This window comes from Isoptericola nanjingensis (assembly GCF_050311635.1).
Lineage (GTDB): Bacteria > Actinomycetota > Actinomycetes > Actinomycetales > Cellulomonadaceae > Isoptericola > Isoptericola nanjingensis.
On sequence record NZ_JBNOZL010000007.1, the window covers coordinates 137,793 to 163,159 of the forward strand.

Below are 25,367 nucleotides of genomic sequence, written 5' to 3' on the forward strand. Positions count from 1 at the left end.
GTCCTCCTCGGGTGAGTAGCTGCTGACCGGTTCAACTTGAGCCACCCCGACTCAATTTCCGGGTTCGCCGACGGCGGACGCGTCACGCCGCCTGCCCCGCACGAGCATGATGACCAGGCCCAGGACGAGCCACCCGGCCGCGACCTCCAGGGCGAGATGGCTGGCCAGGACGAGCACGGTGACGACGATCGCCAGGCCGACGACGGGGACGACCGTGTGCAGGACCCGACGGTCGGTGCGCCCGCCGACCACGTAGTAGCCGACCACGGCGACGTGCAGGAAGACGAACGCGGTCAGGGCGCCGACCGTGACCATCGAGGACAGCAGGTCGAGGCCGTCGGGCCTGACCGCCGCCGCCACGGCGATGAGGAGCGTGGCGACCGCCGAGACGAGGGTCGCGAGCCGGGGCACGCCGGTCCGGCGGCTCACGGACCCGAGCCGGGCCGGCAGCTGTCCGTCGCGCGCCATCCCGTACATGAGGCGGCTCACCGCGGCCTGTGCGACGAGCGCGGAGAGCACGGGACCGATGGCGCGCGCCGTCGTGACGGTGGTGCCGAGCCATGCCCCCATCTCCTCGCTGATCGTCGTGTAGAAGATCGTGCCCTGCTGCTCCGGGTTCGCGGCCAGCTCCTGGGGCGTCGCCGTCGTCAGGAGCGCGCCCAGGTAGGTCTGGAGCACGAAGAGGGCCCCGGCGAGGACGAGGCAGAAGATCAGGGCCCGGCCGATCTGCCGCGGGGAGCCGGTGCTCTCCTCGGCGAAGGTGGCGATCGCGTCGAACCCCAGGAAGGCGAGGGCCGCCACCGAGACCGCGCCGAGCGTCCCGGCGAGCGTGAACCCGTCGAGCCCGGTCAGCGGGGACAGCCACGGCCTGGCCGGCCCCTCCTGCACCAGGACGACGACCGCGCCGACGCAGAAGGCGGCGAGCACCACGATCTCCACGACCAGGGCGACGAACCCCACCGTGGCCGCGAGCCGGACCCCGCCGAGGTTCAGGCCCGTGATGAGGAGCACGGCAGCGCCGGTGAACGCCCAGACCGGCACCGCGGGGAACAGGGCGTGGCTGGCGATCCCGCAGAACAGCGCGGCCAGGCTCGGGATGAACAGGTAGTCCAGGCCGATCATCCACCCGGCCATGAAGCCCGGCCGCCGCCCCAGCCCCGCCGTCGCGTAGGCCGAGACCGACCCCGCCTTCGGGACGGCGACGGACATGCGGGCGTACGACCACGCGGTGAACGCCATCGCCACGGTCGCGACGACGAACACGAGGGCGACCGCGCCGTTGCTGCGCGCGTCCAGCACCCCGAAGGTGCCCATGGGCGCCGTCGGGCCGATGAACAGCAGGCCGTAGACGACGAGGTGTCGCAGGGACAGGCTCCGGTGGAGCTGTCCCTCAGGCGCAGCAGCGCTGGGAACGTCCTTCGTGGGGCGGGGGTCGGAAGACGCGGGACTCAGCTCCTCGGGCAGCTGGGGTGGGGGCTGTGCCAGCGTAGGACGAAGTCAGTCTGCGGGCGGCTGCCAGGACATCACGGGCCGCAGGGCTCGGGCGCCCAGCGCCTCCGTCCAGCGGCCGGCGGCGCGCATCCCGGCGTCACGGAGGGTCGTGGCGGCGGGCGACGTCCACAGGGTCGGCCCGGAGACCCGCGCCGACAGCCGCATGACCTGGGCCACGCGCGGCCGCCGCTCGGCGGACCAGCGCAGCAGCGCGGCCGCGACGTCGTCGTCCGGGCGGACCCGCGCGCCGAGCACCACCCCGTCCTCGAGCGCCTGGCACCCGCCCTGCCCGAGGTTCGGGAGCATCGCGTGCGCGGCGTCGCCGACGAGCGCGACCCGGCCCGTCACGAGCGATGCCGGGGGCGCGGGCAGGTGCCGGAGCTCGTGCCGCAGCGCCGTGGCGTCGTCGACGGAGGCGAGCAGCGCGGGAACCGGGTCGTGCCAGTCGGCGAGGCGGGCGCGCAGCTCGTCGAGGCCGCGCGGGGCGCCGACGGCGTCGGCCACCGAGACGTACACGTAGACGCGTCCGTCGGCCAGCGGCATGACCCCGGCGACGATCCCGCGGCCCCAGATCTCGGAGCCCACGACGCCGGGGACCCGCGGGGTGACGAACCGCCACGCCGTCGACCCGCCGGACACCGGCGCGGGGGCGCTCGGCCACCAGCGGGTGCGCGTGGCGGAGCCGATGCCGTCGGCCGCGACGACGAGGTCGGCGTCGGCCTCCGTGGTCGTGCCCGCGCCGTCAGTGGTCGTCACGCGTGCGGGGCGCGAGGCCGTGCCCGGGTCCGTGACGGTCGCCGTCGTGCCGAGGCGTAGCGCCCCGGTCGGCAGCGCGTCCGCGAGCAGCCCCACCAGCTGCGCGCGGTGCAGCATCAGCGTGCGGTCGCCGAAGACCGACTCGGCGCCCTCCGCGCGGCCGCGGACCAGCCACCTCCCGTCCGGGCGGCGCAGGCCGAACTCGCCCTGCAGCGCCGCCAGGTCGCGCGTCGCGTCGCCGATCCCGAGCGCGTCCAGCGACCGCACCGCGTTCGGCGCGACGACGATCCCCGCGCCCACCGGGTCCAGCGACGTCGCGCGCTCGACGACCGTGACGTCCCAGCCGTGGCGCGCCAGCGCCACGCCCGACGCCAGGCCGCCGATGCCGCCGCCGATCACGACGGCGGTGTGGCGGGCCGTCTCCGCCTCTCCCCGTGTCACCGCGTCAGTCTCGCAGCGGCGAGCCGACGACCGTGAAGCGGAAGCCGCCGAACTCGCCGGACAGCAGGGGCCGGGCCTCGGCGATCGACGCCTGCACGGCGGGGAGCTGCAGGGACGCCTGGTGCGCCTCCGCCGACGTCCACAGCTCGGCGACGAACACCGTGTCCGGCTGGTCGTCGCTGACGCCGACCTCGTAGAGGAGGCAGCCCGCGTCCGCGAGCTCCGTGCTGCGCTGCGTGAGGTGCGCGACCAGCGCGTCGCGCTTCCCGGGGGCGGCACCCAGCGTGCCGACGTTGGCGTAGGTCATGGGTCGTGACGGTAGTCCCCTCCAGGGACACGGACCCGGCGGGTGCGCGACACCACACGAGCCCTCGGAAGCACGCCGTCGCGGGCAGTGTTGCCAGAGGCATGACGACGACCGAGGCCGTGCCGCAGATGGCGGACGTCGTCGTGATCGGCGCGGGACAGGCGGGCCTGTCGGCGGCATACCACCTGCGGCGGCGCGGGTTCGCGCCCGCGGCGGGCGCGGCGTCCGGCGAGCGCACCTACCTCGTGCTGGACGCCGAGGACGGGCCGGGGGGAGCGTGGCGGCACCGCTGGCGCTCGCTGCGGATGAGCACGGTGAACGGCATCCACGACCTGCCCGGCATCGAGCAGCCCGACGTGGAGCCGGAGGCGGCGAGCGTCGACGTGCTGCCTGCGTACTTCGGCGACTACGAGCACGAGCTGGGCCTCGCCGTCGTCCGGCCGGTGCGCGTACGCCGCGTCGAGGAGGCGGACGACGACGGGCTGCTCGTCCGGTGGGAGGGCGGCGGCCGGTCCGGCGTCGTCGTCGCGCGGGCGATCGTCAACGCGACGGGCACGTGGTCGAAGCCGTTCTGGCCCGCCTACCCGGGGCAGGAGACGTTCCGTGGCCGCCAGCTGCACACCGCCGACTACGTGCGGGCCGAGGACTTCGCGGGGCAGCGCGTCGCCGTCGTCGGCGGCGGGATCTCCGCGGTGCAGCTGCTGGAGGAGGTCTCGCACGTGGCGCAGACCTTCTGGTTCACGCGGCGGGAGCCCGTGTGGCGCGACTCGTTCGAGCCCGAGGACGGCTCGCGCGCCGTGGCGATGGTCGCCGACCGGGTGCGTGAAGGGCTGCCGCCGCTGAGCGTCGTGTCCGTCACCGGCCTCATCAAGACGCCGTCGCTGCTCGCCGCCGAGGCGCGCGGCGTGCTCCACCGGCGGCCCATGTTCACCCGGATCGTTCCCGACGGCGTGGTCACGCCCGACGGCGAGACCGTTCCCGTGGACGTCATCTTCTGGAACACCGGCTTCCGCGCCGCCCTCGACCACCTGCGACCGCTGCACCTGCGCACCGCCGGCGGCGGCATCCGCATGGACGGCACCCAGGTGGACGGCGAGCCGCGCGTGCACCTCATCGGCTACGGGCCGTCCGCGTCGACCATCGGCGCCAACCGCGCCGGCCGGGACGCCGTCAACCGGATCGTGCGCTACCTCGACGCCGCGGCGACTGACGCCGACGCGTTCGCCGGGGCGCGCTAGTCACGCGACCCGCGGGCCTCGCGCCGGCGGGCGACGCTCTGGGCCTGCCCCTCGTGGATGTCGCTCACCCACTCCCAGCCGGGCTTGGCCCTCGGGCCGATCCGCGGGTCGTCGGGAGCGCGGCCGTCCCGCAGCGCGTGCAGGTACGCGCGGTCCTGCGCGAACCGCGCACGCAGCTGGTCGGCCCCGCCGACGGACCCGTGCCCCGGGACCACGGCGTCGACGCCGCCGGCCACCCGCTCCAGGAGCTCCAGTCCGCTGAGGTAGTCGCCGATCGGGTCGTTCGCGTCGTCGAAGTCGTCGAGCATGGGGACGAAGACGTCCGAGAGCATGTCGCCGGCCGCAAGAACCCGGTGCTCCTCGACCAGCAGGGCCGCGTGGCCCGGGGAGTGCGCCGGGTGCGCGACGACCCGGACGTCAGGACCGTCCCAAGGGATCCGCGTCGTCCCGTCCGGCAGGGCGGTGACGAGGCCGTACCCGTCGAGCGGCACGTCGTCCGCGATCTCGGGCGGTAGCCCCTCGGTGACGCGCGTCTCCCAGCCCGGGTCCGACAGCACGCGTCGCAGCTCGGCCGCGCAGCGCGCCGTGCCGTAGCGGGGCGCGTCGCCGAGCTCGGGGTGCCAGAGCACGTGGTCCCAGTCGGGATGCGTCGCGAAACCCGCCACGACCGGAAGGTGCAGGTCGCGGAGGTCGTGCGCGAGGCACTCCATCTCGACGCGTGTCAGCCCAGGGTCGACGAGGAGTACGCCGCTCGGGCCGCGCACGACCACCGCGTTGTTCTGGAGCAGCTCGCTCCGGTGCGCCCACACACCGTCCGCGACCCGCGTCAGCACGGCGTCCGCCCAGGGCCGTCGTCCGACGGCACGGTGTCCAGGATCGTGGTTGCCATGGTTGTTCTCCTGTCCGGTTGCCGCAGCGACGGCCCGGCTGGACGTCTCGCGTGTCGGTGGTGACCGGCGGACGGGGCGAAACTCATTGCCGCGCGCCGCCGACTCGGTGCGGCGTCCGAGGGTCGACCGCCGACGGGGGCCGAGCCGAGTCGTCAGAGGGCGGCGCCGAGGGACAGCAAGAAGGGCAGTGCGACGACGAGGGCGCCCGCCACCACGAGGATCACCACGATCGTGGCCAGGAACTTCCAGACGTTGTGGCTCCGGGCCCGGGCGGTCGGGCTTCTCCTCATGGCGTGAGCGTAGCCAACACCTCCCCGGCCGTCCCCGGACCTTCGGCCATGGATCCGGCAGCGATCCGGTGCTCGACGACGGACGTCACGCCGTGACCTACGACGCTGCCGCGTCGAAGCGCTCGTACCGCCAGGCCAGGTGATCGCGATCGGGACGGTCGCCACGCCGTCTCGGCAAGGTCAGCCGTCGCCCGTGCATCTCCTGCAGCCCGTGCTTGAGCATGGGGCCGTCGATCTCCTCGAGCAGGCGTAACGCGATGCGGACCTCGTGGTCCGGCGTCACGCCGAGCATGTTCTGGTCGTAGGCGGCGTGGTGAATCTTGCACAGTGCAAGTCCGTTGTTCACGGTCGGGGCGCCGAGCTCGTGGCCGTCGGGAACGATGTGGGCGGCGTCGAGCAGGGACCCGTGCTTGAGCTCGCAGATCGCGCACCGCGTCTCGTACGCGACGAGGACGCGGGTGCGGAACGCGGGCTGGTGCAGGCGCTGCCGCGCGAGCCGGAGGGCGTACTCGCGCTGCGGCTGGGTGAGGTGGCGTGGGTCGTGCAGGAAGGTGAACGACTCGTCCAACGCGATGAGGAACTGTCGGTTCTCCGGCTCATCGTCGATGACGTACACCGGGAACACGGGCGTGTAGATGTTCGCGATCTCCTTGCGGAACAGGATGAGCGGCATGCCGGTGGATATCGCTTGGCGGAGCTTGCGGTTGTCGCCCGACCAGGGGTCGCCCTTGCGGTAGGCGTAGCGAAGCAGTCCGTCCTCGGACATCTCACTGTCGTGATATCGACCGGGCGTACTCACGATCGAGAGCGTCGAGCCGAACGACGCCGGGTTGCGGATACCGCGGGAGTAGTCGATGACGGGCAGCTTCTCGCCGTCGAGGTGGAAGTCGAGCAGCTCGTCGCGCCGCAGGAAGCCGCCGTTGGTCTCCGCCCGCTCGCCGACCCACGCCATGATCTGCCTGCGCAGCTCCGCCTCGACCGCCGACTCCACGCGAGGAGCTCACCATCGCGCCGGCTCAGCCGCAAGGGTTCGTGGGAGCAACTCTCCTGGTGGAGGAGGAATTCACCCGACGGTCCGCGTCAGCCGATGAGCCGGGCGACCCGGGCGGCGACCTGGGGATGCTGGTCGAGAGGATCGCCCACAGCAGCTCGGAGTCGACGACGACGTCGCCGTGCGCGACGACGTTGCGTGAGTCCTTGACGCGACGGAGCTGCAGGTCTATGTGGGCGTCGACGAACCCCGGGTCGTCGCGGTCGATGCGGCTCACGCACTCCCCGAGGCGGATGAGCAGGTCCTCGACGGGCGTAGCGGAGCATCTCGTCGGTGTCGTGGACCTCCCTGCCGCACGCGACGAGCCGATCGACGGCGGCTGGGTGGTCGACGAGGTCGTGCAGCCAGCGCCTTGTGTGGTCGTTCACAGCGGGACCGCCTCGTCGATGATGTCCCGGTGCTTGGCGCGCAGCCCGCGTTCGGTGCCGAAGACACGCGGGTTCGTGCCGCCGGCACGGGGCGCTTGCCGGACTCGTACGCCGACAGGTTGGACGGCGCGATCCCGGCGAGCTCGGCCAGTCGGGTCTGGGCGAGACCCGCTCGCTCGCGCTCGGCTCGAAGATCGACCATGACGCCGGGGGCATCAGTGATACGTCCCGTGGGGTACGGAGAGTCGGCCTTCGTCTACGGCGCGTCGGTTGTCGCGCGTACGGTCGACCTGTCGACGGAATCGACTCGCGAGGAGGCGACGCCATGACCACCGACCGCACGGACGCACCGGACGCCGTGGCCGCAGAGTTCTTCGACCGCTACCGGCAGGCGCTGCTGGACCGCGACGAGGCGGCGGTCGCCGACCTGTACGCGGTGCCGGCGCTGATCCTGTTCCCCGGGCAGTCGCTGCCGGTGACGAGCCGCGCGCAGACGGAGCAGTTCTTCGGGTCGTCGTGGAGCCAGTACGAGGGCGTCACGGGCATGACGTCGGACGTGCGGGTCGTGGCGGTCACGGCCCACAGCGTGTGGGCCGACGTGACCTGGCACCACGACGGGCCGGGCGAGGGCACCGAACGTTTCGTCTACCAGCTCGTGCGCACGGACGACGGGTGGCGCATCGCGGTGCTCACGCCGATGGACGTATGAGCGGATACTGACGGGATGACGACGGCGACGAACCCCGTGGAGCGGCTGCGGCTGCGCCTGGGGGAGGTGCTGTTCGAGAAGGTGTCGGGCGCCGACGGCGTCGCGGTCCGCGACCGGATCCACCTGACGCCCGGCCCGCGCTGGTTCGCGCCGGACAGCCCGGTGGGGCGGGTGCACGCCGACGCGTCGATGTTCGTGGGCGGGCTGCGGGCGCTGCTGCTGCAGTCGCTGCACCCTCTGGCGATGGCGGGCGTGGCGGGGCACTCGGGCTACCGCGGCGACCCGTGGGGCCGGCTCGAGCGCACGGCGACCTTCCTCGCGACGACGACGTTCGCCACCGCGGACGACGCGCAGGCGATGGTCGACCGGGTCCGGGCAGTCCACGACCGGGTGCGTGGCAAGGCGCCGGACGGGCGGCCGTACCGCGCGGGCGACCCGCACCTGCTCACCTGGGTGCACGCGGCGGAGGCCGACTCGTTCCTCACCGCGCACCAACGCTTCGGGGAGCGGCCGCTCACCGACGGCGAGGCCGACGAGTACGTCGCGCAGGTGGCGCGCGTCGCGCGGGCGCTGGGCGCCGTCGTCGTGCCCGGGACGGTCGCCGAGCTGCGCGACACGATCGAGGCCTACCGGCCCGAGCTGGAGGCGTCGGAGGCCGCGCTCGACACGGTGCGCTTCCTGCTGCGCGAGCCGCCGCTGCCGCGAGCGGCTCGGCCGCCCTACGCGCTGCTCGCGGCGGGCGCCGTCTCGACCCTGCCCGCGTGGGCGCGGGACGCTCTCGACGTCGACACCTGGTTCCGCCGCACGCTCGGCGGGCCGGCGGGCTCCCTCGCCACCCGCGCCGTGCGGTGGGGGATGGGCACCTCGGAGAAGACCCGGGTCTATCCCCGCGCGGGTGTCCCGGAGACGACGCCCGGCTGACGCCCGCCTGACGCCCGGTCGACGTCCGCGTGACCGGCGTGGTGCACCCGTGACCTGCGGGGACCGCCCCGATGAACGTTGCCCGAACGCTTCGCCGGGCGCCCCGCCCACCCGGACATATCGGGCGCAGCGGTTCCTAGAGTCGCGGCTGTGACCACCGTCGTGACCCCACGGCCGTCCGGTCTCCCGGACGCCCCGTCGGCCCGGGCGGGCACCCCGCCCGCGGGCCCACCACCCGCCACCCGCACGCGCAGCCGCCTCGGCGCCCGCCGACGCCGGAACGCCCTGCTGTGGGCGCTGCTGCTCGCGGGGCCGAACGTCCTGCTCATCGTCGTCTTCGTCTACCGGCCGCTGCTGCAGAGCCTGTACCTGTCGACGCTGCAGTGGAACCTCGGCTCCCCGTCGGCCCGCTTCGTCGGGCTCGGCAACTACGTCGAGTGGTTCTCCGCGCCGACCACGGGCCGCGTCGTGACGACGACGCTCGTCTTCACCGTCGCGACCGTCGGCGGCGCGATGGTGCTGGGCCTGGGCCTCGCGCTGCTGCTGAACCGTCGGCTGCGGGGCCGCGGCATCGCCCGCACGGTCGCGTTCGCGCCCTACGTGCTGAGCGGCTTCGCCGTCGGCATCCTCTGGCTGTTCATGTTCGACCCGCGCTACGGCCTGGTGCAGGAGCTGCTCGGCTGGGTCGGACTCGAGTCGCCCGCCTGGTACACCGCGCGCCCGTGGCCGCTGGTCATGGTGATCGTCGTCTACCTGTGGAAGAACCTCGGGTACGTCGCCCTCATCTACCTGGCCGGGCTGCAGGCCGTGCCGCAGGACCTGCGCGACGCCGCCGCGCTCGACGGCGCGTCGTCAGCCCGCACGCTGCGCTCGATCGTGCTGCCGCTGCTCACCCCGACCACGTTCTTCCTGCTGGTCACGATGATGCTCGCCTCGCTGCAGTCCTTCGACATCATCAAGGCGATGACCCAGGGCGGGCCCCTGGGATCCACGACGACGCTCATGTACTCGATCTACGAGGAGAGCTTCGTGGGCGGCCGCGCGGGGTACGCGTCCGCCGTCGCGACCGTCCTGTTCCTCGTGCTCCTCGCCGTCACCGCGGTGCAGATGCGGTACGTCCAGCGGAAGGTGCACTACGCATGAGCGCGGTCATGATCGACCGACGGGTCCCCGGGCGCTCGGCCCGACGACGGTCGCCGCAGGTCGGCGGCTATCTCACGATGGTCTTCGCGACGGTCGTGCTCGGCCTGCCGCTGGTCTGGCTGCTCCTCGCCAGCCTCAAGACGCCCGAGGAGCTGTACCAGGTGCCGCTGCAGTGGCTGCCCGGCTCGCCGAGCCTCGACAACTACGCGCAGGCCGCGGGCGCGATCCCGCTCGGGCGGCTGCTGGCGAACAGCATCGGCCTGACCGTCGTCGGCGCGGGCCTCAAGGTCGCGCTAGGGCTGGCCTGCGCGTACGCGCTGGTCTTCCTCGACTTCCCGTTCAAGAAGCTCGTGTTCGGGCTCGTCATCGCGACCCTGATGATCCCGCCGCAGATCACGATCATCCCCAACTACACGCTGGTCGCGAGCCTCGGCTGGCTCAACACCTACCAGGGGATCCTCGTGCCCGGCCTGGCGAGCGCGTTCGGCACCTTCCTGTTCCGGCAGCACTTCCTCACGCTGCCCGCGTCCATCCTCGAGGCTGCCGAGCTGGACGGCGCCGGGCACTGGCGCAAGCTGTGGACGTTCGTCGTGCCGATGAGCACGCCGACGCTCGCCGCCGTCGCGCTGGTGTCCGTCGTGACCGAGTGGAACGACTACCTGTGGCCGTTCCTCGTCGTCGACCACGCCGACAGGATGACCCTCCCCGTCGGCCTCACGCTGCTGCAGAACACCGACGGCATGTCGAACTGGGGCGTGCTGCTGGCCGCGACCGTCGTCGTGACGCTGCCCATCCTGCTCGTCTTCCTGATCCTCCAGCGACGCCTCGTCGCCGGCCTCACCGCGGGCGCGGTGACGGGGTGACCCCGTCCCGCCCGGCCCGCTTCCCGAACACCACCCCGAACCAAGGAGCACGTGTGTCTCACCGTCCTGCCCGCCGGACCCGCACCGCCGTCGCGGCGCTCGCCGCGGTCTCGGCCCTCACCCTCACCGCCTGCGCCGGCCCGAGCGTCGGGGCCACGGCCTCCGGCGACGCGTCCGCCGAGGCCGTCGACTGGTCGCAGGTCGAGCCCGCGAAGGAGATCACCTGGTGGAGCAACCACCCGGGCCAGTCGCAGGAGCTCGAGCAGCAGCTCATCGACGAGTTCACCGCGGAGTCCGGCATCGAGGTCGACCTCGTGACCGCCGGCGCCGACTACGACGAGGTCGCCCAGCGCTTCCAGGCCGCGTCGCAGACCGACGAGCTGCCCGACCTCGTCATCGCGTCCGACGTGTGGTGGTTCCGGTACCACCTGAACGACCAGATCATGCCCGTGGACGACGTCATGGAGTTCCTCGACGCCGACGCGGACGACTTCCAGCCCGCCCTGTACGCGGACTACGAGTACGACGACCAGCACTGGGCGGTGCCGTACGCCCGCAGCACGCCGCTCTTCTACTACAACAAGGACCTGTGGACGAAGGCCGGCCTGCCCGACCGCGGCCCCGAGACCTGGGACGAGCTGGTCGAGTGGGACGCGACAGTGAAGAAGGAGGTGCCGAAGGGCGGCTCGACGTTCGGCCTGTCCACCGGCCCGTCGTGGGGCGCGTGGTGGTTCGAGAACATGATCTGGGGGCAGGACGGCGCGTACTCGGACGGCTTCGACCTCACGCTCGACACCCCGGAGGCGGTCGCCGGCGGCGAGTTCGTGCGCGACCTGTTCCACGGCTCCGGCGTCGCGACGCTCTCCGCCGACGACGCGATGGCGGACTTCTCGTCCGGCCTGATCGCCTCGACGATCGGTTCCACGGGCTCGCTCAAGGGCGCCCTCGACGCCGCGTCGTTCGAGGTCGGCACGGCCTACCTGCCCGACGGCCCGAAGGGCGGCGGCACGCCGACCGGCGGCACCGGGCTCGCCATCCCGTCGTCGAAGACGCCGGAGCAGCAGCTCGCGGCCGCGATGTTTCTCGAGTTCCTCACGAACACGGAGAACACGGCCACGTTCTCGCAGGCCACGGGCTACATGCCGGTGCGCACGTCCGCCGTCGAGAGCGACGCGATGAAGAAGACCTACGAGCAGACGCCGCAGTTCCGCACCGCCGTCGACCAGCTCGCCGACAAGGCCCGCGTGCAGGACGACGTGCGCGTCTTCGTCCCGGGCGCCGACGCGCTGCTCAACGAGGCGCTGGAGCAGATCGTCATCGAGGACGCCGACCCGAAGGCGGCGTTCGAGGCCGTCACGCCGCGCATCGAGACGGCGTACACCGAGAACGTGGAGCCGTACCTGTGACGGGCGCGGCAGGGCTGAGCGAGGCCGACGGGTCGCTCCGGCCGCGCGTCGTCGCCCACCGTGGCAACAGCGCGGTCGCGCCGCAGAACACGCGCGCCGCGTTCGAGAGCGCGGCGCGGGCGGGAGCGGACTCGCTCGAGATCGACGTCCGGCTCACCGCAGACGGCGAGGTCGTCGTCATCCACGACGACACCGTGGACGCGACGACCAACGGCAGCGGCAAGCTGGCGGACCTCGAGCTGCGGGAGGTCCGGCTGCTCGACGCCGGGTCGTGGTTCTCGCCCGCGTACGCGGGGCAGCGGGTGCCGACGTTCGCCGAGGTGATCGACCTGCTGCGCGTCCGCCCGGGCCTGGACCTGCTGCTGGAGGTCAAGGGCGCGTGGTCCGCGCGGGAGGTGCGCCGGGTGACCGAGCCGCTGCGTGCGGCGGGCCTCGCCGACCGCACGGTGGCGCAGAGCTTCTGGCCCGAGACGGTCGCCGCGCTGCGCGACGCCGACCCGGGGCTGCGCCGCGGCCTGCTCGTCACCGCCGCCCGCGACGACCTCGTCGAGCGGTGCCACGACCTCGACGTCGTCATGTGCAACCCGCAGGGCACCGTGTTGCGCGACGACCCCGACGTCGTCGCCCGGCTCCACGACGCCGGCCTCTCCACCGCCGTCTGGACGTTGAACGAGCCCGCGCACTGGGCCGCCGCCGTCGCGCTCGGCGTGGACGCGATCATCACCGACCGCCCCGACCGCCTGGCGGGCTGGCTGGCAGGCCGCGTCGGCTGACGCCTCCCGGAGTTGTCAGGGCGAGCGCGGGGTTTTCGTGGCGCTGGTCCTGACAACTCGGGGGTGAGTAGGCTGGCGCGCGCATCGAAGCGCTTCGACGGTCCACGGGGGTATCGCGGCATGACGGCTGGTCTCGCACGGCTCACGGACGAGCTGGGCATCCTGTACGGCGGGGACTACAACCCCGAGCAGTGGGAGCCCGCCGTCTGGCGGGAGGACGTCGCGCTCATGCGGGAGGCGGGAGCCAACCTCGTCACGGTCGGCGTCTTCAGCTGGTCGCACCTCGAGCCGCGCCCGGGCGAGTACCGGTTCGCCTGGTTGGACGACGTGCTCGACCTGCTGCACGACGCCGGGATCGCCGTCGACCTCGCCACGCCCGTCGCCTCGCCGCCGCCGTGGCTGGGCCACCGGCACCCGGGGTCGCTGCCCACGACGGCGGACGGCACGGTGCTGAGCTACGGCTCGCGCAACCATTTCTGCCCGTCCTCGCCGGCGTACCGGGAGGCGGCCGTGGCGATCGCCGAGCGGGTGGCCGCCCGCTACGCCGGCCACCCCGCCGTCCGGATGTGGCACGCGGGCAACGAGTACGGGCAGTTCTGCTGGTGCGACCGGTGCGCGGAGCGGTTCCGCGACTGGCTCCGCGCGCGGTACGGCACGCTCGACGCGCTGAACGCGGCCTGGGCCACGACCGTCTGGTCGCAGGAGTACGGCGACTGGGCCGAGATCCTGCCGCCGCGCGTCGCGCCCTATCACCGCAACCCGTCGCAGGAGCTCGACTTCCGGCGCTTCGGCTCCGACCTGCTGCTCGACCTCTACCGCGAGCAGAAGGCGGTCGTCCGGCGCCACGACCAGGGACGCCCCGTGACGACCAACCTCATGGGGTTCTTCGGCGGCATCGACCCGCACGACTGGCGCGCGGACCTCGACGTGATCGCCGACGACGCCTACCCCGACCCGGCGTCCCCCGACGCGCCCGCCGACGCGGCGCTCGTCAACCACCTCGCGCGCGGGCTCGCGGGCGGCGGGTCGTGGCTGCGCATGGAGCAGGCGGCGAGCGCCGTGAGCTGGCGGGAGCACAACCTCACGAAGTCGCCCGCGCGGCTGCGCACCGAGGTGCTCCAGGCGCTCGCGCACGGCGGCGACGGCGCGCTGTTCTTCCAGTGGCGCCAGGCGCGCTCCGGCCCCGAGCGCTTCCACTCCGCGATGCTGCCCGTCGCGGGAGCGGACACGGCCGTGCACGCGGGCGTCCGCGCCCTGGGTGCCGAGCTGCGCGCGCTGCGCGGCCTCGTCGGCGAGCGCGTCCACCGGCGCGTCGCGCTGCTGTGGGACTGGCCGTCGTGGTGGGCCGCCACCCAGGTCGCGCTCCCGACGGCGCGCCTCGACCCGCTCGCCACGCTGCAGGCCTGGCACCGGGAGCTGTGGCGGCTCGGCGTCGTCGCCGACGTCGTCGCGCCCGGCGACCCGCTGCAGGCGTACGACCTGGTGCTCGCCCCGGCGCTGACCGTGCTGGAGCGGCCCGCCGCCGACCGGCTCGACGCCTACGTGGCTGGCGGCGGGCACCTGGTGTGGGGGCCGTTCGGTGGCGTCGCGGACGGACTCGCCCACCTGCACGCGGGCCGCTCGCCCGCGCCCCTGCGGCACGTGCTCGGGGTCTCCGCCGAGGAGTGGGTGCCGCTGCCCGACGGCGGCAGCGCGGTCTCCTGGGCCGGTCCGCTGACCGGGCACCACGGCACCGCGACGACCCTGGGAGAGCGAGCTCGCACCGACGGCGCCGAGGTGCTCGCCACCTACGACGACGGCCCGCTGGCCGGCAGCGTCGCCGTCGCGCGGCACGCGCACGGCGCGGGCCGCGCCTGGTACGTCGGCGCCGACCTCAGCGGGCCGGGCGGCGGCCTCGAGGCCGTGCTCCGCGCCGCGCTCGACGACGCGGGCGTCGCTCTCGGCGGCCAGGTCCCGGGCGTCGAGACCGTGTGGCGGGGCGGCACCCTGGTGGCTCTCAACCACACGGACCGCCCCGCGACGCTCGTGCTCGCCGCGGCGCTCGCGGCCGGGCCCGACGGCGTCCGCGCCGCCGCCGCCCTCACCGACGTGCTCACCGACGCGCGCCACGACGCCTCCGCGACCCTCCCGCTCGCGCCGTACGACGTCGTCGTCCTCACGGGCCGGATGACGTGAAAGGTTCATCCGAGAAGATGTCACCTCCCGGAAACGCTGTTTGATCCCACGGAAACCGTCGCTCCCTACGGTCGTCCCGACGCGCCGCCCAGGCGCCCGGTGACGGAAGGGGACGACCGATGTCCGAAGCTTCACGCAGCACAGCACCACCCGTGACCGCGCACCCGGTGGACCAGGTGCCGAGGCTGGCGCGGCTCTTCCCGCTCGGGCTGCAGCACGTGCTCGCGATGTACGCCGGGGCGGTGGCGGTGCCGCTCATCGTGGGCGGCGCCCTCGGCTACTCCGCGCAGGACCTGGCGTTCCTCATCAGCGCCGACCTGTTCGTCGCGGGGATCGCGTCGATCATCCAGTCCCTCGGGTTCTGGCGGTTCGGCGTCCGGCTGCCGCTCATGCAGGGCGTGACGTTCGCCGCCGTCGGCCCGATGATCACCATCGGCACGACCTACGACATCACCGCCGTCTTCGGCGCCACCATCGCCTGCGGCCTCTTCATGATCCTCGTCGCGCCGTTCTTCTCGGCGCTGCTGCGCTTCTTCCCGCCGCTCGTCACCGGCACGGTCATCCTGATCATCGGCGTCTCGCTCATGGACGTCGCCGCGGGGTGGATCACGAACAACGGCGAGACCGCCGCGCCGTCCGACCTGGCGCTCGCGGCGGGGACGCTGCTGTTCATCGTGCTCGTCGAACGCTTCGCCCCGCCCGCCCTCGCGCGTCTCTCCGTGCTGCTCGGGCTCGCGCTGGGCACGCTCGCCGCGCTGCCGATGGGCAAGGTCGACTGGTCGGGCGTCGGGGAGGCGGGCTGGTTCGCCGTCGTGACCCCGTTCCACTTCGGCCTGCCGACGTTCCCGCTCGCCGCCGTGGTGTCGATGCTGGTCGTGGGGCTCGTGATCATGACGGAGACGACGGGCGACATGATCGCCGTCGGCGAGATCACCGGCCGGCCCGTGACGAAGCGGCGGCTCGGCGACGGGCTGCGCGCGGACGGGCTCTCGACCGTCCTCGGCGGGATGTTCAACACCTTCCCGTACACCGCGTTCGCGCAGAACGTGGGCCTCGTCAGCCTGACGGGGGTCGCGTCGCGCTACGTCGCGACGATGGCCGGCGGCATCCTCGTGGTGCTGGGCCTGGTGCCCAAGGTCGGCGCGGTAGTGGAGGGCGTGCCCAGCGCCGTGCTCGGCGGCGCCGGGATCGCGCTGTTCGGCATGGTCGCGGCGTCCGGCGTCCGCTCGCTCACCAAGGTGACGTTCACCAGCAAGAACATCCTCGTGGTCGCCGTGTCCCTCGGCGTCGCGATGCTCCCGACCGTGCGCCCGGAGATCTACGCCGAGTTCCCGACGTGGTTCCAGCTGATCTTCGACTCCGGCATCAGCGCCGGCGCGATCAGCGCCATCCTGCTCAACCTGCTGCTCAACGGCGACCAGCTCCGGCGGGTGCCGGAGCCGGCGTCCGGCACGTCGCCCGAACCCGCGACCGACCCAGGGCTGGAGCCGGCCGCCGCTCAGGCGCCGACGTCGCCGTCCACGTAGAACCAGCGGCCGCCCTCGCGGACGAACCGGCTCACCTCGTGCAGGCGGCCCCGCTCACCCGTGGCCGCCTGCACGTACTGCGCCACGAACTCGACCTCGCCGCCGTCGTCGAACGGGCCGCCGGCGTGGGTGGCGAGGACCGCGAGGCGCCGCCACTCCTGGTCGTCGTCGAGCTCCAGCGACGGCGGCCGCGTGCGCGGGTGCCATGTGGCGCGCAGGTACGCGGCGTCGCCGACGGCGAACGCGGTGTAGCGCGACCGCATCAGCGCCTCCGCGGTGGGGGCGGGCCGGTCGCCGGCCAGCAACGGGCCGCAGCACGCGCCGTAGGTGTCGCCGGAGCCGCAGGGGCAGCGGTCGTCGTCGGATGGGACGGTCACGCACGCCATCCTGTCAGTGCGCGCCCGGCAGGGCCGGGCTGAAGCGCTCCTCGGCGAGGGCGACGAGCAGCGCCAGGAGCACGACGACGGCGCTCGCGAGCGGCACGACGTGCACGCCGACGGCGGCGACGAGGGCAGCGCCCAGGCCAGATCCGGCCGCGATACCCACGTTGAACATGGACGACGAGATCGCCACCCCCATGTTGGTCGACCCGGGAGCCACGAGCATCACGCGGTGGGACAGGGCGGGCGGCACGCACGAGAACGAGAACCCGAACAGCGCCAGCGACGCCACGGCCGCGACGGGGTTCGCGCCGAACGCCCACAGGCTCACGAGGGCGACGGTGAGCACGGCGAGCGCGACGAGCAGCACCGCCACCGGGCGGGCGTCGATGAACCGGCCCACCACGATCGTGCCCACCACCCCGGCCGCGCCCTGCAGGAGCAGCAGCCGGGCCATGTCCGACTGCTCGAACCCGGTGACCTCGATGAAGTACTGCGTGACGAACGTGATGACGCCGAACGCGCCGGTGAGGACCAGCCCGGTCGTGACCATCTGGAAGAGGAACCGGCGTCGGCTCGGGTGCGGCGCGCGGCTGGCCCCGCCCTCGGACGGCGCCATCGTCGGGAACAGCGCCAGGACCACGAACGTCACCACGAGCGAGAGCACCGCGACGGCCGCGAACGTCCACCGCCACGACGTGTGCTCGCCGAGCCATGTGCCCGCCGGCACGCCGAGCACCGGGGCGAGCGAGTTGCCCAGCGCGAGGCGCGTCATCACCTTGCCGCGCACGACGGGCCGGAACAGCCCGGTCGTCGCGGGCACGACGGCGGCCCAGAACAGCGCCTGCGCCGTCGCCGTCACCAGGCGGGCCGCCATCAGCTGCTCGTAGCTCGGCGCGAGCGCGGCCCACAGCGTCGCGACGGCGGCCACGCCCGCGCACGCGGACAGCACCCACCGGCGCGGCACGCGTCGCGCCCAGTGCGCCAGCGGCACCGTGGTGATCAGCACCACCAGCGCGTAGCCCGTGACGAGCAGGCCGATCTCGGACGTGGACCGACCCAGGTCGGGGGCCATGAGGGTGAGCAGGCCGGACGGCAGCGACTCGACGGTGACGAACAGGAACGTCGACAGCGCCATCGCGACCAGGATGATCGTGGCGCGACGCTCGTCGACGGGTGGCGTGATGGCGGACGCCGGCGCGGGAGGAAGGTTCTCGGTCATGGGGATCGAGACGATCGTAGGCGCGAGCTGTCAGGACGAGGAGCATGAATACCGTGACCTGGTCCTGACAGCTCCGGGGCGCGTCCGGTCGTCAGGGCCACGTGCACGGGAACCTGCCCCTGATCCTGACAGCTCGCGCGGGTGGGGTTGCGGTGGCGTGCTGCGTTCCGGATTCTCGGAGGGTGCCCACGCTGGCGGAGCTGCTGACCGACGTCGCCGGGGAGCTCTACGGCCTCGAGCCGGCGGAGTTCGTCCCCGCGCGCGCCGCCCGCGCCGCCGCCCTGCGCGACGACGGCGAGGACGAGGCTGCCGACCGGGTGAAGCGGCTGCGCAAGCCGTCGACGGCGGCGTGGGTGGTCAACCTCCTCGCGCGCGCCGACGCCGACCAGGTGGAGCAGGTGGTCGAGCTCGGCGCCGCGTTCCGCGAGGCGCAGGACGACCTCGACGGCAAGCGCCTGCGCGAGCTCACGCGGCAGCGGCGGCAGCTCGTCGCCGCGGTCGCGGCGCGGGCACGCTCCCTCGCCGTCGAGGCCGGGGCGTCCGTGTCCGGCGCCGTCCTGGCGCAGGTGGAAGCCACGCTCACCGCCGCGATGATCGACGCCGACGCCGGCCGCGCCGTCCGCAGCGGGCTGCTGGTCGGGCCGCTGCAGGCCACCGGCATCGGGCGGGCCGACGTCGCGTCCGCCGTCGCTGTCCCGGACGCGCTCGGCATCGCGCCCGTCGACGACGACGGCGCGCCGTCGCGGCACCTGCACGCCGTGCCGGACCTGCCGGGCGGGGCGCGCGGCGGCCGCCGTCGGGCCGCGTCACGGAAGGACGACGACTCGGCGGCCGAGGAGCAGGCCGCGCGGGAGGCGGCCCGGCGGGAGGCGGAGCAGGCGCTCGCCGACGCCGAGGACGACGTCGCCGCCGCGCGCGGCGCCGGCAGCGCCGCCGCCGCGGAGGTCGGCCGCATCGAGGGGATCGCGCGCCGCACCGACGCCGAGCGCGACGCCGTCCGCCGCCGCCTCGCCGAGCTGGAGGAGGAGGCCGCGACCGTCGACGCCGAGCTGCGCGGCGCCGTCGTCGCCCGACAGCGCGCCGAGCGCACCCTCGCCGACGCCACCCGCCGCCGCGACGAGGCCGCCGCCCGCCTCGCCGAGGTAGTACCCCGGACGCCGAGGTAGTACCGAACCGGGCGAGGTAGTACTGAACCGGGCGAGGTAGTACTACCTCGGCACGTCCCGTACTACCTCGGCAGGTCCCGTACTACCTCGGCAGGTCCCGTACTACCTCGGCAGGTCCCGTACTACCTCGCCGCCTTGCGTGCTACCGCGGCGTCCGGCGGACGGTGGAGGTCGACGACGGCGGATCTCCGTCGCCCGACGGATCCGCCCGGGGCGGTTGCCCTGCGAGGGTGGGAGCACCGACACACCCAGGACGAAGGAGACACCATGCGTCGTCGCATGCGCACGCCCCTGACCGTCACGACCGCCGCCGCGCTCGCACTGGGCCTCGGCGCTGTGCCCGCCGGCGCGGACGAGCTGCCGGCGCCTCCGTCGCCGACGTCGCCGTCGGCCGCGCTCGACGAGGACCGCTCGTCCGTCGCGCGGGCGGTCGCCGCCGCAGTCGCGGAGGCGGAGCGGCGGGCGAGCGCCCTCACGTTCAGCGCGCCGAGCGGGACGTCGGGCGGGGACGACGCCGTGACGGACGCGCTCGACCAGGCGCTCGCGGACACGGCGGCGGGCGTCCCGATCGGGGTGGTCGGGCGAGTCGACGCCCCGGGCCTGCACTGGAGCGGCGCCGACGGCACGCGGCGTCTGGACGGGCACGGCCCGGCGCGGTCGCAGGACCGGTTCCGCGCGGCGAGCAACACCAAGATGATGGTCTCGACGCTCGTGCTGCAGGAGGTCGAGCGGGGCACGTGGACGCTCGACACCCCGGTGGTCGACGTCGTGCCCGAGGCGGCCGCCGTCGTCCCCGACGCCATCGAGGACGACGTCACGCTCGAGCTGCTGCTCACGCACCGCTCGGGCCTGCCGGACCACCTCAGCGCGCTCGCCGCGAGCCGGATGACCGACCCGGAGGACTACGACGAGTTCTTCGCCGTCCTCGGCGAGGAGTACACGACGGCGGACCACCTCGCCGCGATGGACGACCAGCCGTGGCTGTTCGAGCCCGGCACCGACGCCTCGTACTCGAACGCCGGCTACGTGCTGCTGGGCCTCGCGCTCGAGCACGCCACCGGGCAGGACGTCGAGCGGCTCCTCGAGAAGCGCGTGTTCAAGCCTGCCGGGATGCGGCACTCCGCGTACCCCGACGACCCGGGCTACCGCGGCCCGTTCCTCCGCGAGGCCGCGTACACCGGTGACCTCGGTGCCGGGTGGTACGGGCTCGACGGCTTCGACCCCAGCCTGTTCGGCTCGGCCGGCGCCGTCACCAGCACCACGGCGGACCTGCAGCGGTTCACCGAGGCGCTGGTGACGGGCGACCTGCTCGAGCCGGAGACCGTGACGGACGTCCTCGTGCCGCGCACCGTCGGCAGCCAGACGCTGCCCGACTACGGCCTCGGCGTGTACCGCCTGCCCGACCCGTGCGAGGAGGGCGCGTGGCTGTACGGGCACGACGGCGCGTCGTTCGGCACGCTCAGCATCACGCTGACGTCGCCGGACGCCGAGCGCCAGGTGACCGTGGCCCTCACCGGCCGTGACCTGACGTCGCTGGAGTCCGACCTCAGCACGGCGCTGGTGCCCGCGCTGCTCGCCACCTGCTGACGGGCCGTCCCCCGGTCGGTCAGTCGGCGGCGACCGTGTCCTGCACCGCGCGGAACGCCGCCGCCTGGCCCTCGGGCGTGGCGGGTACCGTCCGAGCGCATCAGCGCCGAGATGGTGCGGCTGCTGCTGGAGGTCGTCGACGGTCAGGAGCCCGCCGCGATCACGCTGCCCACCTCCCTCGTGGTGCGCGACTCGGCCTGAGCGCCCGAGGTCGTCCCGTCCGTGGCGGGGAACGACGGCGGGTCCGCGCGCACCTCGTCCGCCAGCCGCTCCAGCAGCACCGCCGGCTCGAGGTCGGCGGGAAGGTCCAGGCCGTCGGGCACGAGCACACCGACCGACACCAGCGCCCCCTCCGCGACCGTGGCGAGGGACGTGGTGCGGAACTCCTCGCCGTCCGCGCCGCGCTGCTGGATGGTGAGGCCGACCGGCCCGAGCTCGTCGAGCTCGATGCGGTACCGCTCGGCGGGGTCGGGCAGCCGGCCGACGTACTGGACGGACCGCACCGTGCCGCCCGGGTTCCAGACCAGCGAGTCGTCGTGGAGCCCGTGCTCGGCGGCGCTCTCCGCCTCGTACTGCAGCTGCCACACCGTGCTGCCCTGGTCAGCGAGCGTGTACGGGCCGTCCGGGGAGACGGTGACGAACGTGATCACCTGGACGCCGTCCACGTCGACGCCGGAGGTGGCGTCCACCGGGTAGAGGCCGTCCTCGCGGTCCGTCCAGGGGAGCACCCGGTCGCCCGTGGTCGCGAACCGGACGCCGGCGAGGTCGCCGGCGAACAGCGGCCCGAGCGGGTCGTGCATGACCGCCTAGACGCTCCACCCCGGCTGCCGCCTCGTCGTCATCCGCGTCGTGTCCACCGGCAGCGCGGTCGCGTCGTGACCGGGGAACTCGTCCGCGGTGAGCCCCCACGGCTCCGGGCTCCAGTGGGCGGCCTCGGCGATCGCCCGGTCGCGCTGCCAGTCCCGCCACGCGTCCCGGCCGAGGTGGTACCAGAGGAACAGCCCCGTCACCACGAGGGTGACGACCAGGAGCGGGGTCACGCTGGGGTTGGCGAGAACGCGGCGCATCGCGGTGCTCATCGGTCGTCCCCCGCGGGATCGGACAGGTGGTCGAAGGGGGCGTCGAACAGCGTGACGGGAGCGGAGCCGTTGCCGTCCGGCTTGAGCCCGGAGCTGCGCTCCGCGGCGGCGTCGGGGGTCAGCCCGAGGCCGAGGTCGTGCTGGACCACGCCGTCGTACAGGTCGGTGGCGTACCGGTCGATCAGCCCGTGCTCGGTGGACCAGATCCGCTCCCGGGCGTCGTCGAGCGGGGCCTCGGGGTCGAAGAGCGACAGCGCCGGCCCGCTCGCCAGCCCCACGGCCTCCGTCACGACCCTGCTGCCGAACCTGAGGTAGCCGACGCCCGTGCCGGCGAGGGCGAGCACGGTCTCGCGGGTGTCCACCTGGGCCCGGGCCATGTCGATGGTCTCGGCCTGCATCCCGCCCGTCAGGGCGCCGATGTCGGACAGGGCTTCCTGGACCAGGGGGACACGAGGCCCCGTGTCCACGTCGAAGCCCTCCGAGGTGGCCTGCTCGAGGACCCACTCCGTGTAGCGGTCCGTCACCCCGAGCCAGGCCGCCGCCGCGCCCGGCGTGCGGGACGTCGCCCCGATCACGTCGCGGAGGGCGAAGGCGTCGAGCTCGGGCTGCACGACGAGCGGGACACGGTCGCCGAGGTCGGGCGCCACCTCGGCGTCGAGGTCGACCCCGGGCGCGGGGACCGGTTCGACGCCGGCCTTGCCGGACGTGGGGCTCTGCGCCTGCGAGACGTCACCGATGACCGGGACGTAGGGCTCGTAGGCGAGCGCGACGGACCCGGCCGCGTCGTCGGCCAGCCCCGGGGTCCGGAGCAGGCCGACCGGCAACGCCTCCGTCGCGTGCGAGACGAGGAGCGCCGCGCGCGCCTGGTCGCCGCGGTCGGGGGATGCCGTCCCGACGTCGACGGCGGTGGCGAAGGCGCGCGCGACGGCGCGGCCGCCGTCGGGCCACCCGGTGCTGGGCACGCTGCCGAGCCACCGCGAGACCGACGGGCCGACGCGCCCCTCGTCGGCGGGCGCGAGCCGGTCGAACGCCAGCCGCGGGTGTGCGGCGAGGCCCGCGGCGACCGCGACGACCACCGGCGCCAGGACGGTGAACGACCCGTCGAAGGGCGCACGCTCGCTCCACCAGGCGTGGAGCGCGTCGTCCGCCCCGGCATGGACGGCCGCCGGCAGCGACGCGGGGAGCAGGGCGGCGGCGACCTCCGCCCTGCCGGCCGGCGTGAGCGGCTCACCCGCGCCGGCCTCGACGTCGCCGACCACGTGGCGTCCCAGTTCGCGCTGCTCCTCGGGCGACGCCGTCTGCGCCCACAGGCCGATGCCCTCGCCGAGCGCCCGCGCCAGCTCGCCGTCCAGGGCCTGGCCGAGGCCGCCCCCGAGCGCGGCGGGGACGTCGGCGGCTCCCGGCCCGCGGGGGATCAGAGCCTCGTAGAGCTGCGCAGGGGAGGCGTCGTCCCAGAAGACGGCCCAGAACGCAGGGTCGTCGGCGTGCGCGGTCAGGACGTGTCGGAGGTCCTCGCGCACGGCGCGTCGTGCTGCGGCGTCCCCGCCCGACGCAGCACGCGGCAGGAGCGCGACGGCCGACCGCGCGGCCGCACCGGACGCCTCGAAGGCCGCCGGGTCCGCCCCCGCCGCGGTGATCGCCCGGACCGCGCGGACGTCGGCGAGCGAGGTCAGTGCGGCCGCCGCCCGCCGCGACGCCTCGTCCTTCGTGTCCCGCGCCGCGCGCCAGCGTGCCTCCGCCGCCGCGACGTCCGCGCGCGCCGCCGCCAGCTCCCGCTCGGCAGCGGCGAGCCGCAGGTGCGCGTGCGCCGGATCGCCGGGCAGCGTCGGCGCGCCGGACCACGCCGCGCCCGACCAGGCCGCCGCCGACCATGCAGCACCAGAGACCGCCGTGCCCGAGACCGCAGGACTCGAGACCACAGGGACCGAGCCTTCGGCGCCCGGCGCGGCGACGCCCGCCGCGATGTTCCACGTGGAACGACGCGCCTCGTCCGCCTCCGCCTGCCACCGGGCCTCCCGTCCGAGCGCGTCCGCACAGAAGGCGAGCGCCCGCTGCGCCGCTGCCTGTGCGTCGCCGAGGACCACGGCGTGGCGCCGCAGGGTGGCGGCCGCCGCCTCGAGCATGCCGCCGCTCGTCCGGGCGGCGTCGCCCGCTGCCGTGACCCGCTCGCGCGCCCGCTCGACGGCCGTGCTGCGCTGGCCGTCGAGCGCCGATCGCACCCGCAGCAGGCGGGTGCGCGCGTCCTCGAGACCGGCAGCGGCGCGACCCGCGGCGGTGGCGGCGTCGACCAGGGCGGGCGGGCTCCCGGGGAGCGGGCAGAGCTCGCCGGCCGGCGGCGCCGGCCGACCTCCAGGCCCGTCGCCCTCCCGGCCGACGGGCGTCACGCGTCGTCTCCCGGGCGGGGTCCGCCGAGCAGCGCGGCCAGGTCGTGCGTCGTCGCGCGCTCGGCGCCCTCGAAGACCTCGGAGGCACGGGCGAGCCCGGCGGCGAGCGCCCCGAGCTCGTCCCCGAGGGCCTCGTGGGCGGCCCGCCAGGCCGCGGCGAGGTCCTGCAGGGCGGCCCCCAGTCCGGCGTCGCCGCTCGCGGCAGGTGCCGCCGCCGTGACCAGCACGCCGCTGGACACGTCGTGGAGCGCCAGCGCGGCACCGTGCACGTCGGTGCCCGCCGCGGCGAGGGTCGTGGTCTCGAGGTCGAGCTGCGTCATCCCGTCCCTGTCCTGGTCCGTCGTCGGGTCGTCCCTGCCTGCGCCGTGGCGCGGGGACGACGCTAACGACGACGGGCCCGGCCGCCCCGGGGTTATCCACAGGGTCGGTCCGGGAGGCGCGCGCCTCGCCGCCACGGCACGGCCCCGCCCGCCCGACGGTCAGTCCCACCAGGCGCGGAACCACGGCTCGTCCGTCCCCGCAGGCGCTCCGTCGTCCGGCCGTCGCCCCCGCCAGGGCGCGACCTCGTCCGGGGGTGCGTGCATGTCGTCGATGCCCAGCCCGGCGAGGGCGCGCAGGGCCTCGGTGCCGTCGTCCTCCGGCCCGCCCGGCTCGAGCCGTACGTCCCGGCCCGGCCGGAGCAGCACCCCCGTCACCGTGATCCGTTCGTCGCAGCGCAGCGGCCCGACGACGTACCCCTGCGCACGGACCCGGCCGGGGTGCCGCACGACGGCCCGCAGCACGGCGCCGAGCGAGGGGCCGAGGTTCTGCCGCTGGGTCGCGAGCTCCACCTCGTCGAGCCGCTCCAGCAGGCCGGCGGCGGTGCGCTCGTCGAGCGCGACGAACGGGTAGAACCCCGGGGTGGTCGAGCCGGTGAGCACAGGCTCGAGCAGTACGTCGAGCCCGTCGTCGAGCAACCACCCGTGGCGGCCCGCACACGGCCCGCCGAGGGTGCCGTGGTGCGCGTGGTCCTCGTGGGACGCGAGCTCGCGCTCGCGCCTCCAGGCGGATCGCAGGTCGACGAGCTCGGGCGGGACGAACCGCGCAGGCCGGGGTACCGGCGGCGGGGGCGGCGGTGTGGTCGCGACGGGCATTCGGGCTCCTCGGGCTCCGGGTGCGGGACGGGCGTCCGGGACCGAGCCTGCGGCGCGCCGCTGCCGCG

26 protein-coding genes are annotated in these 25,367 nt (G+C 74.5%); 11 read left to right on the forward strand and 15 right to left on the reverse strand.

The features are described 5' to 3' along the window. Positions 1–51: 51 nt before the first annotated feature. Genes ACQP6G_RS15055 through ACQP6G_RS15065 form a run of 3 tightly spaced genes read right to left on the reverse strand, consistent with a single transcriptional unit; the run spans position 52 to position 2,995 of the window. Positions 52–1,464, reverse strand: coding sequence for an APC family permease (locus ACQP6G_RS15055; protein ID WP_429765781.1), 1,413 nt, complete (start codon positions 1,462–1,464; stop codon positions 52–54). Between the two features lie 33 nt (positions 1,465–1,497). Further along, the gene (locus ACQP6G_RS15060) at positions 1,498–2,688 is read right to left on the reverse strand and encodes an FAD-dependent monooxygenase (RefSeq protein ID WP_429765402.1); all 1,191 of its coding nucleotides are present in this window, start codon (positions 2,686–2,688) and stop codon (positions 1,498–1,500) included. Positions 2,689–2,692: 4 nt separating this feature from the next. Next, on the reverse strand, positions 2,693–2,995 hold the full coding sequence (locus ACQP6G_RS15065; RefSeq protein WP_429765404.1) for a putative quinol monooxygenase: 303 nt from the start codon (positions 2,993–2,995) through the stop codon (positions 2,693–2,695). A gap of 101 nt (positions 2,996–3,096) precedes the next feature. On the opposite strand from ACQP6G_RS15065, the gene ACQP6G_RS15070 reads away from it, so the two are divergent. After that, positions 3,097–4,233 carry an FAD-dependent oxidoreductase gene (locus ACQP6G_RS15070; RefSeq protein ID WP_429765405.1) on the forward strand — a complete coding sequence of 379 codons (1,137 nt, stop codon included), beginning with the start codon at positions 3,097–3,099 and terminating at the stop codon, positions 4,231–4,233. On the opposite strand, the gene ACQP6G_RS15075 is transcribed toward ACQP6G_RS15070, so the two are convergent. The 5 genes from ACQP6G_RS15075 to ACQP6G_RS15095 all read right to left on the reverse strand — a co-directional run bounded on the left by ACQP6G_RS15075 (position 4,230) and on the right by ACQP6G_RS15095 (position 7,034). Then, positions 4,230–5,066, reverse strand: coding sequence for an MBL fold metallo-hydrolase (locus ACQP6G_RS15075; RefSeq protein ID WP_429765407.1), 837 nt, complete (start codon positions 5,064–5,066; stop codon positions 4,230–4,232). The two genes, ACQP6G_RS15070 and ACQP6G_RS15075, sit on opposite strands and share 4 nt — an antisense overlap. 209 nt (positions 5,067–5,275) lie before the next feature. Beyond that, complete coding sequence (locus ACQP6G_RS15080) at positions 5,276–5,413, reverse strand: hypothetical protein (protein WP_429765409.1); 138 nt, start codon at positions 5,411–5,413, stop codon at positions 5,276–5,278. Between the two features lie 97 nt (positions 5,414–5,510). Further along, positions 5,511–6,404 carry an HNH endonuclease gene (locus ACQP6G_RS15085; protein WP_429765411.1) on the reverse strand — a complete coding sequence of 298 codons (894 nt, stop codon included), beginning with the start codon at positions 6,402–6,404 and terminating at the stop codon, positions 5,511–5,513. A gap of 25 nt (positions 6,405–6,429) precedes the next feature. Then, positions 6,430–6,774 carry a HepT-like ribonuclease domain-containing protein gene (locus ACQP6G_RS15090; RefSeq protein WP_429765783.1) on the reverse strand — a complete coding sequence of 115 codons (345 nt, stop codon included), beginning with the start codon at positions 6,772–6,774 and terminating at the stop codon, positions 6,430–6,432. Beyond that, positions 6,678–7,034 (reverse strand): helix-turn-helix domain-containing protein, encoded by a 357-nt coding sequence (locus tag ACQP6G_RS15095; RefSeq protein ID WP_429765413.1) that lies wholly within the window; start codon positions 7,032–7,034, stop codon positions 6,678–6,680. Before ACQP6G_RS15095 ends, ACQP6G_RS15090 begins: the two co-directional genes overlap by 97 nt. A gap of 123 nt (positions 7,035–7,157) precedes the next feature. On the opposite strand from ACQP6G_RS15095, the gene ACQP6G_RS15100 reads away from it, so the two are divergent. The 8 genes from ACQP6G_RS15100 (at position 7,158) to ACQP6G_RS15135 (ending at position 16,348) form a co-directional block, all read left to right on the forward strand. Then, entirely contained in the window at positions 7,158–7,541 is a 384-nt protein-coding gene (locus tag ACQP6G_RS15100) for a DUF4440 domain-containing protein (RefSeq protein WP_429765415.1), read from the forward strand. 15 nt (positions 7,542–7,556) lie between these two features. Then, on the forward strand, positions 7,557–8,462 hold the full coding sequence (locus ACQP6G_RS15105; RefSeq protein ID WP_429765417.1) for an oxygenase MpaB family protein: 906 nt from the start codon (positions 7,557–7,559) through the stop codon (positions 8,460–8,462). Positions 8,463–8,612: 150 nt separating this feature from the next. Continuing rightward, entirely contained in the window at positions 8,613–9,605 is a 993-nt protein-coding gene (locus ACQP6G_RS15110) for a carbohydrate ABC transporter permease (protein ID WP_429765419.1), read from the forward strand. After that, positions 9,602–10,468, forward strand: coding sequence for a carbohydrate ABC transporter permease (locus tag ACQP6G_RS15115; protein WP_429765420.1), 867 nt, complete (start codon positions 9,602–9,604; stop codon positions 10,466–10,468). The genes ACQP6G_RS15110 and ACQP6G_RS15115 overlap by 4 nt, the downstream gene beginning before the upstream one ends. Before the next feature lie 53 nt (positions 10,469–10,521). Further along, positions 10,522–11,874, forward strand: a complete 1,353-nt coding sequence (locus ACQP6G_RS15120) for an ABC transporter substrate-binding protein (protein WP_429765421.1) — start codon at positions 10,522–10,524, stop codon at positions 11,872–11,874. Then, positions 11,871–12,647, forward strand: coding sequence for a glycerophosphodiester phosphodiesterase (locus ACQP6G_RS15125; RefSeq protein WP_429765422.1), 777 nt, complete (start codon positions 11,871–11,873; stop codon positions 12,645–12,647). The genes ACQP6G_RS15120 and ACQP6G_RS15125 overlap by 4 nt, the downstream gene beginning before the upstream one ends. A gap of 120 nt (positions 12,648–12,767) precedes the next feature. Continuing rightward, positions 12,768–14,822, forward strand: coding sequence for a beta-galactosidase (locus ACQP6G_RS15130; protein ID WP_429765424.1), 2,055 nt, complete (start codon positions 12,768–12,770; stop codon positions 14,820–14,822). Between the two features lie 152 nt (positions 14,823–14,974). After that, on the forward strand, positions 14,975–16,348 hold the full coding sequence (locus ACQP6G_RS15135) for a nucleobase:cation symporter-2 family protein (protein WP_429765425.1): 1,374 nt from the start codon (positions 14,975–14,977) through the stop codon (positions 16,346–16,348). Here the strand turns inward: ACQP6G_RS15135 and ACQP6G_RS15140 are convergent. Beyond that, on the reverse strand, positions 16,321–16,734 hold the full coding sequence (locus ACQP6G_RS15140) for a YchJ family protein (protein ID WP_429765427.1): 414 nt from the start codon (positions 16,732–16,734) through the stop codon (positions 16,321–16,323). The two genes, ACQP6G_RS15135 and ACQP6G_RS15140, sit on opposite strands and share 28 nt — an antisense overlap. 4 nt (positions 16,735–16,738) lie before the next feature. Further along, positions 16,739–17,950: an MFS transporter gene (locus ACQP6G_RS15145; protein WP_429765428.1), complete on the reverse strand. Its 1,212-nt coding sequence runs from the start codon at positions 17,948–17,950 to the stop codon at positions 16,739–16,741. A gap of 182 nt (positions 17,951–18,132) precedes the next feature. On the opposite strand from ACQP6G_RS15145, the gene ACQP6G_RS15150 reads away from it, so the two are divergent. Both ACQP6G_RS15150 and ACQP6G_RS15155 read left to right on the forward strand, forming a co-directional pair. After that, positions 18,133–19,116 (forward strand): hypothetical protein, encoded by a 984-nt coding sequence (locus ACQP6G_RS15150; RefSeq protein ID WP_429765430.1) that lies wholly within the window; start codon positions 18,133–18,135, stop codon positions 19,114–19,116. 279 nt (positions 19,117–19,395) lie between these two features. Beyond that, on the forward strand, positions 19,396–20,703 hold the full coding sequence (locus ACQP6G_RS15155) for a serine hydrolase domain-containing protein (RefSeq protein ID WP_429765432.1): 1,308 nt from the start codon (positions 19,396–19,398) through the stop codon (positions 20,701–20,703). A 143-nt stretch (positions 20,704–20,846) separates the two neighbouring features. On the opposite strand, the gene ACQP6G_RS15160 is transcribed toward ACQP6G_RS15155, so the two are convergent. The 5 genes from ACQP6G_RS15160 to ACQP6G_RS15180 form a co-directional block, all read right to left on the reverse strand. Continuing rightward, entirely contained in the window at positions 20,847–21,503 is a 657-nt protein-coding gene (locus tag ACQP6G_RS15160; protein ID WP_429765434.1) for a hypothetical protein, read from the reverse strand. Positions 21,504–21,509: 6 nt separating this feature from the next. Further along, entirely contained in the window at positions 21,510–21,782 is a 273-nt protein-coding gene (locus ACQP6G_RS15165; protein ID WP_429765436.1) for a hypothetical protein, read from the reverse strand. Next, the gene (locus tag ACQP6G_RS15170; RefSeq protein WP_429765437.1) at positions 21,779–24,166 is read right to left on the reverse strand and encodes a hypothetical protein; all 2,388 of its coding nucleotides are present in this window, start codon (positions 24,164–24,166) and stop codon (positions 21,779–21,781) included. Before ACQP6G_RS15170 ends, ACQP6G_RS15165 begins: the two co-directional genes overlap by 4 nt. Continuing rightward, positions 24,163–24,486: a hypothetical protein gene (locus ACQP6G_RS15175; RefSeq protein WP_429765439.1), complete on the reverse strand. Its 324-nt coding sequence runs from the start codon at positions 24,484–24,486 to the stop codon at positions 24,163–24,165. Before ACQP6G_RS15175 ends, ACQP6G_RS15170 begins: the two co-directional genes overlap by 4 nt. A 159-nt stretch (positions 24,487–24,645) precedes the next feature. Continuing rightward, a complete protein-coding gene (locus tag ACQP6G_RS15180; protein WP_429765440.1) occupies positions 24,646–25,299 on the reverse strand; it encodes a hypothetical protein in 654 nt (217 codons plus the stop codon). Positions 25,300–25,367: the final 68 nt, after the last annotated feature.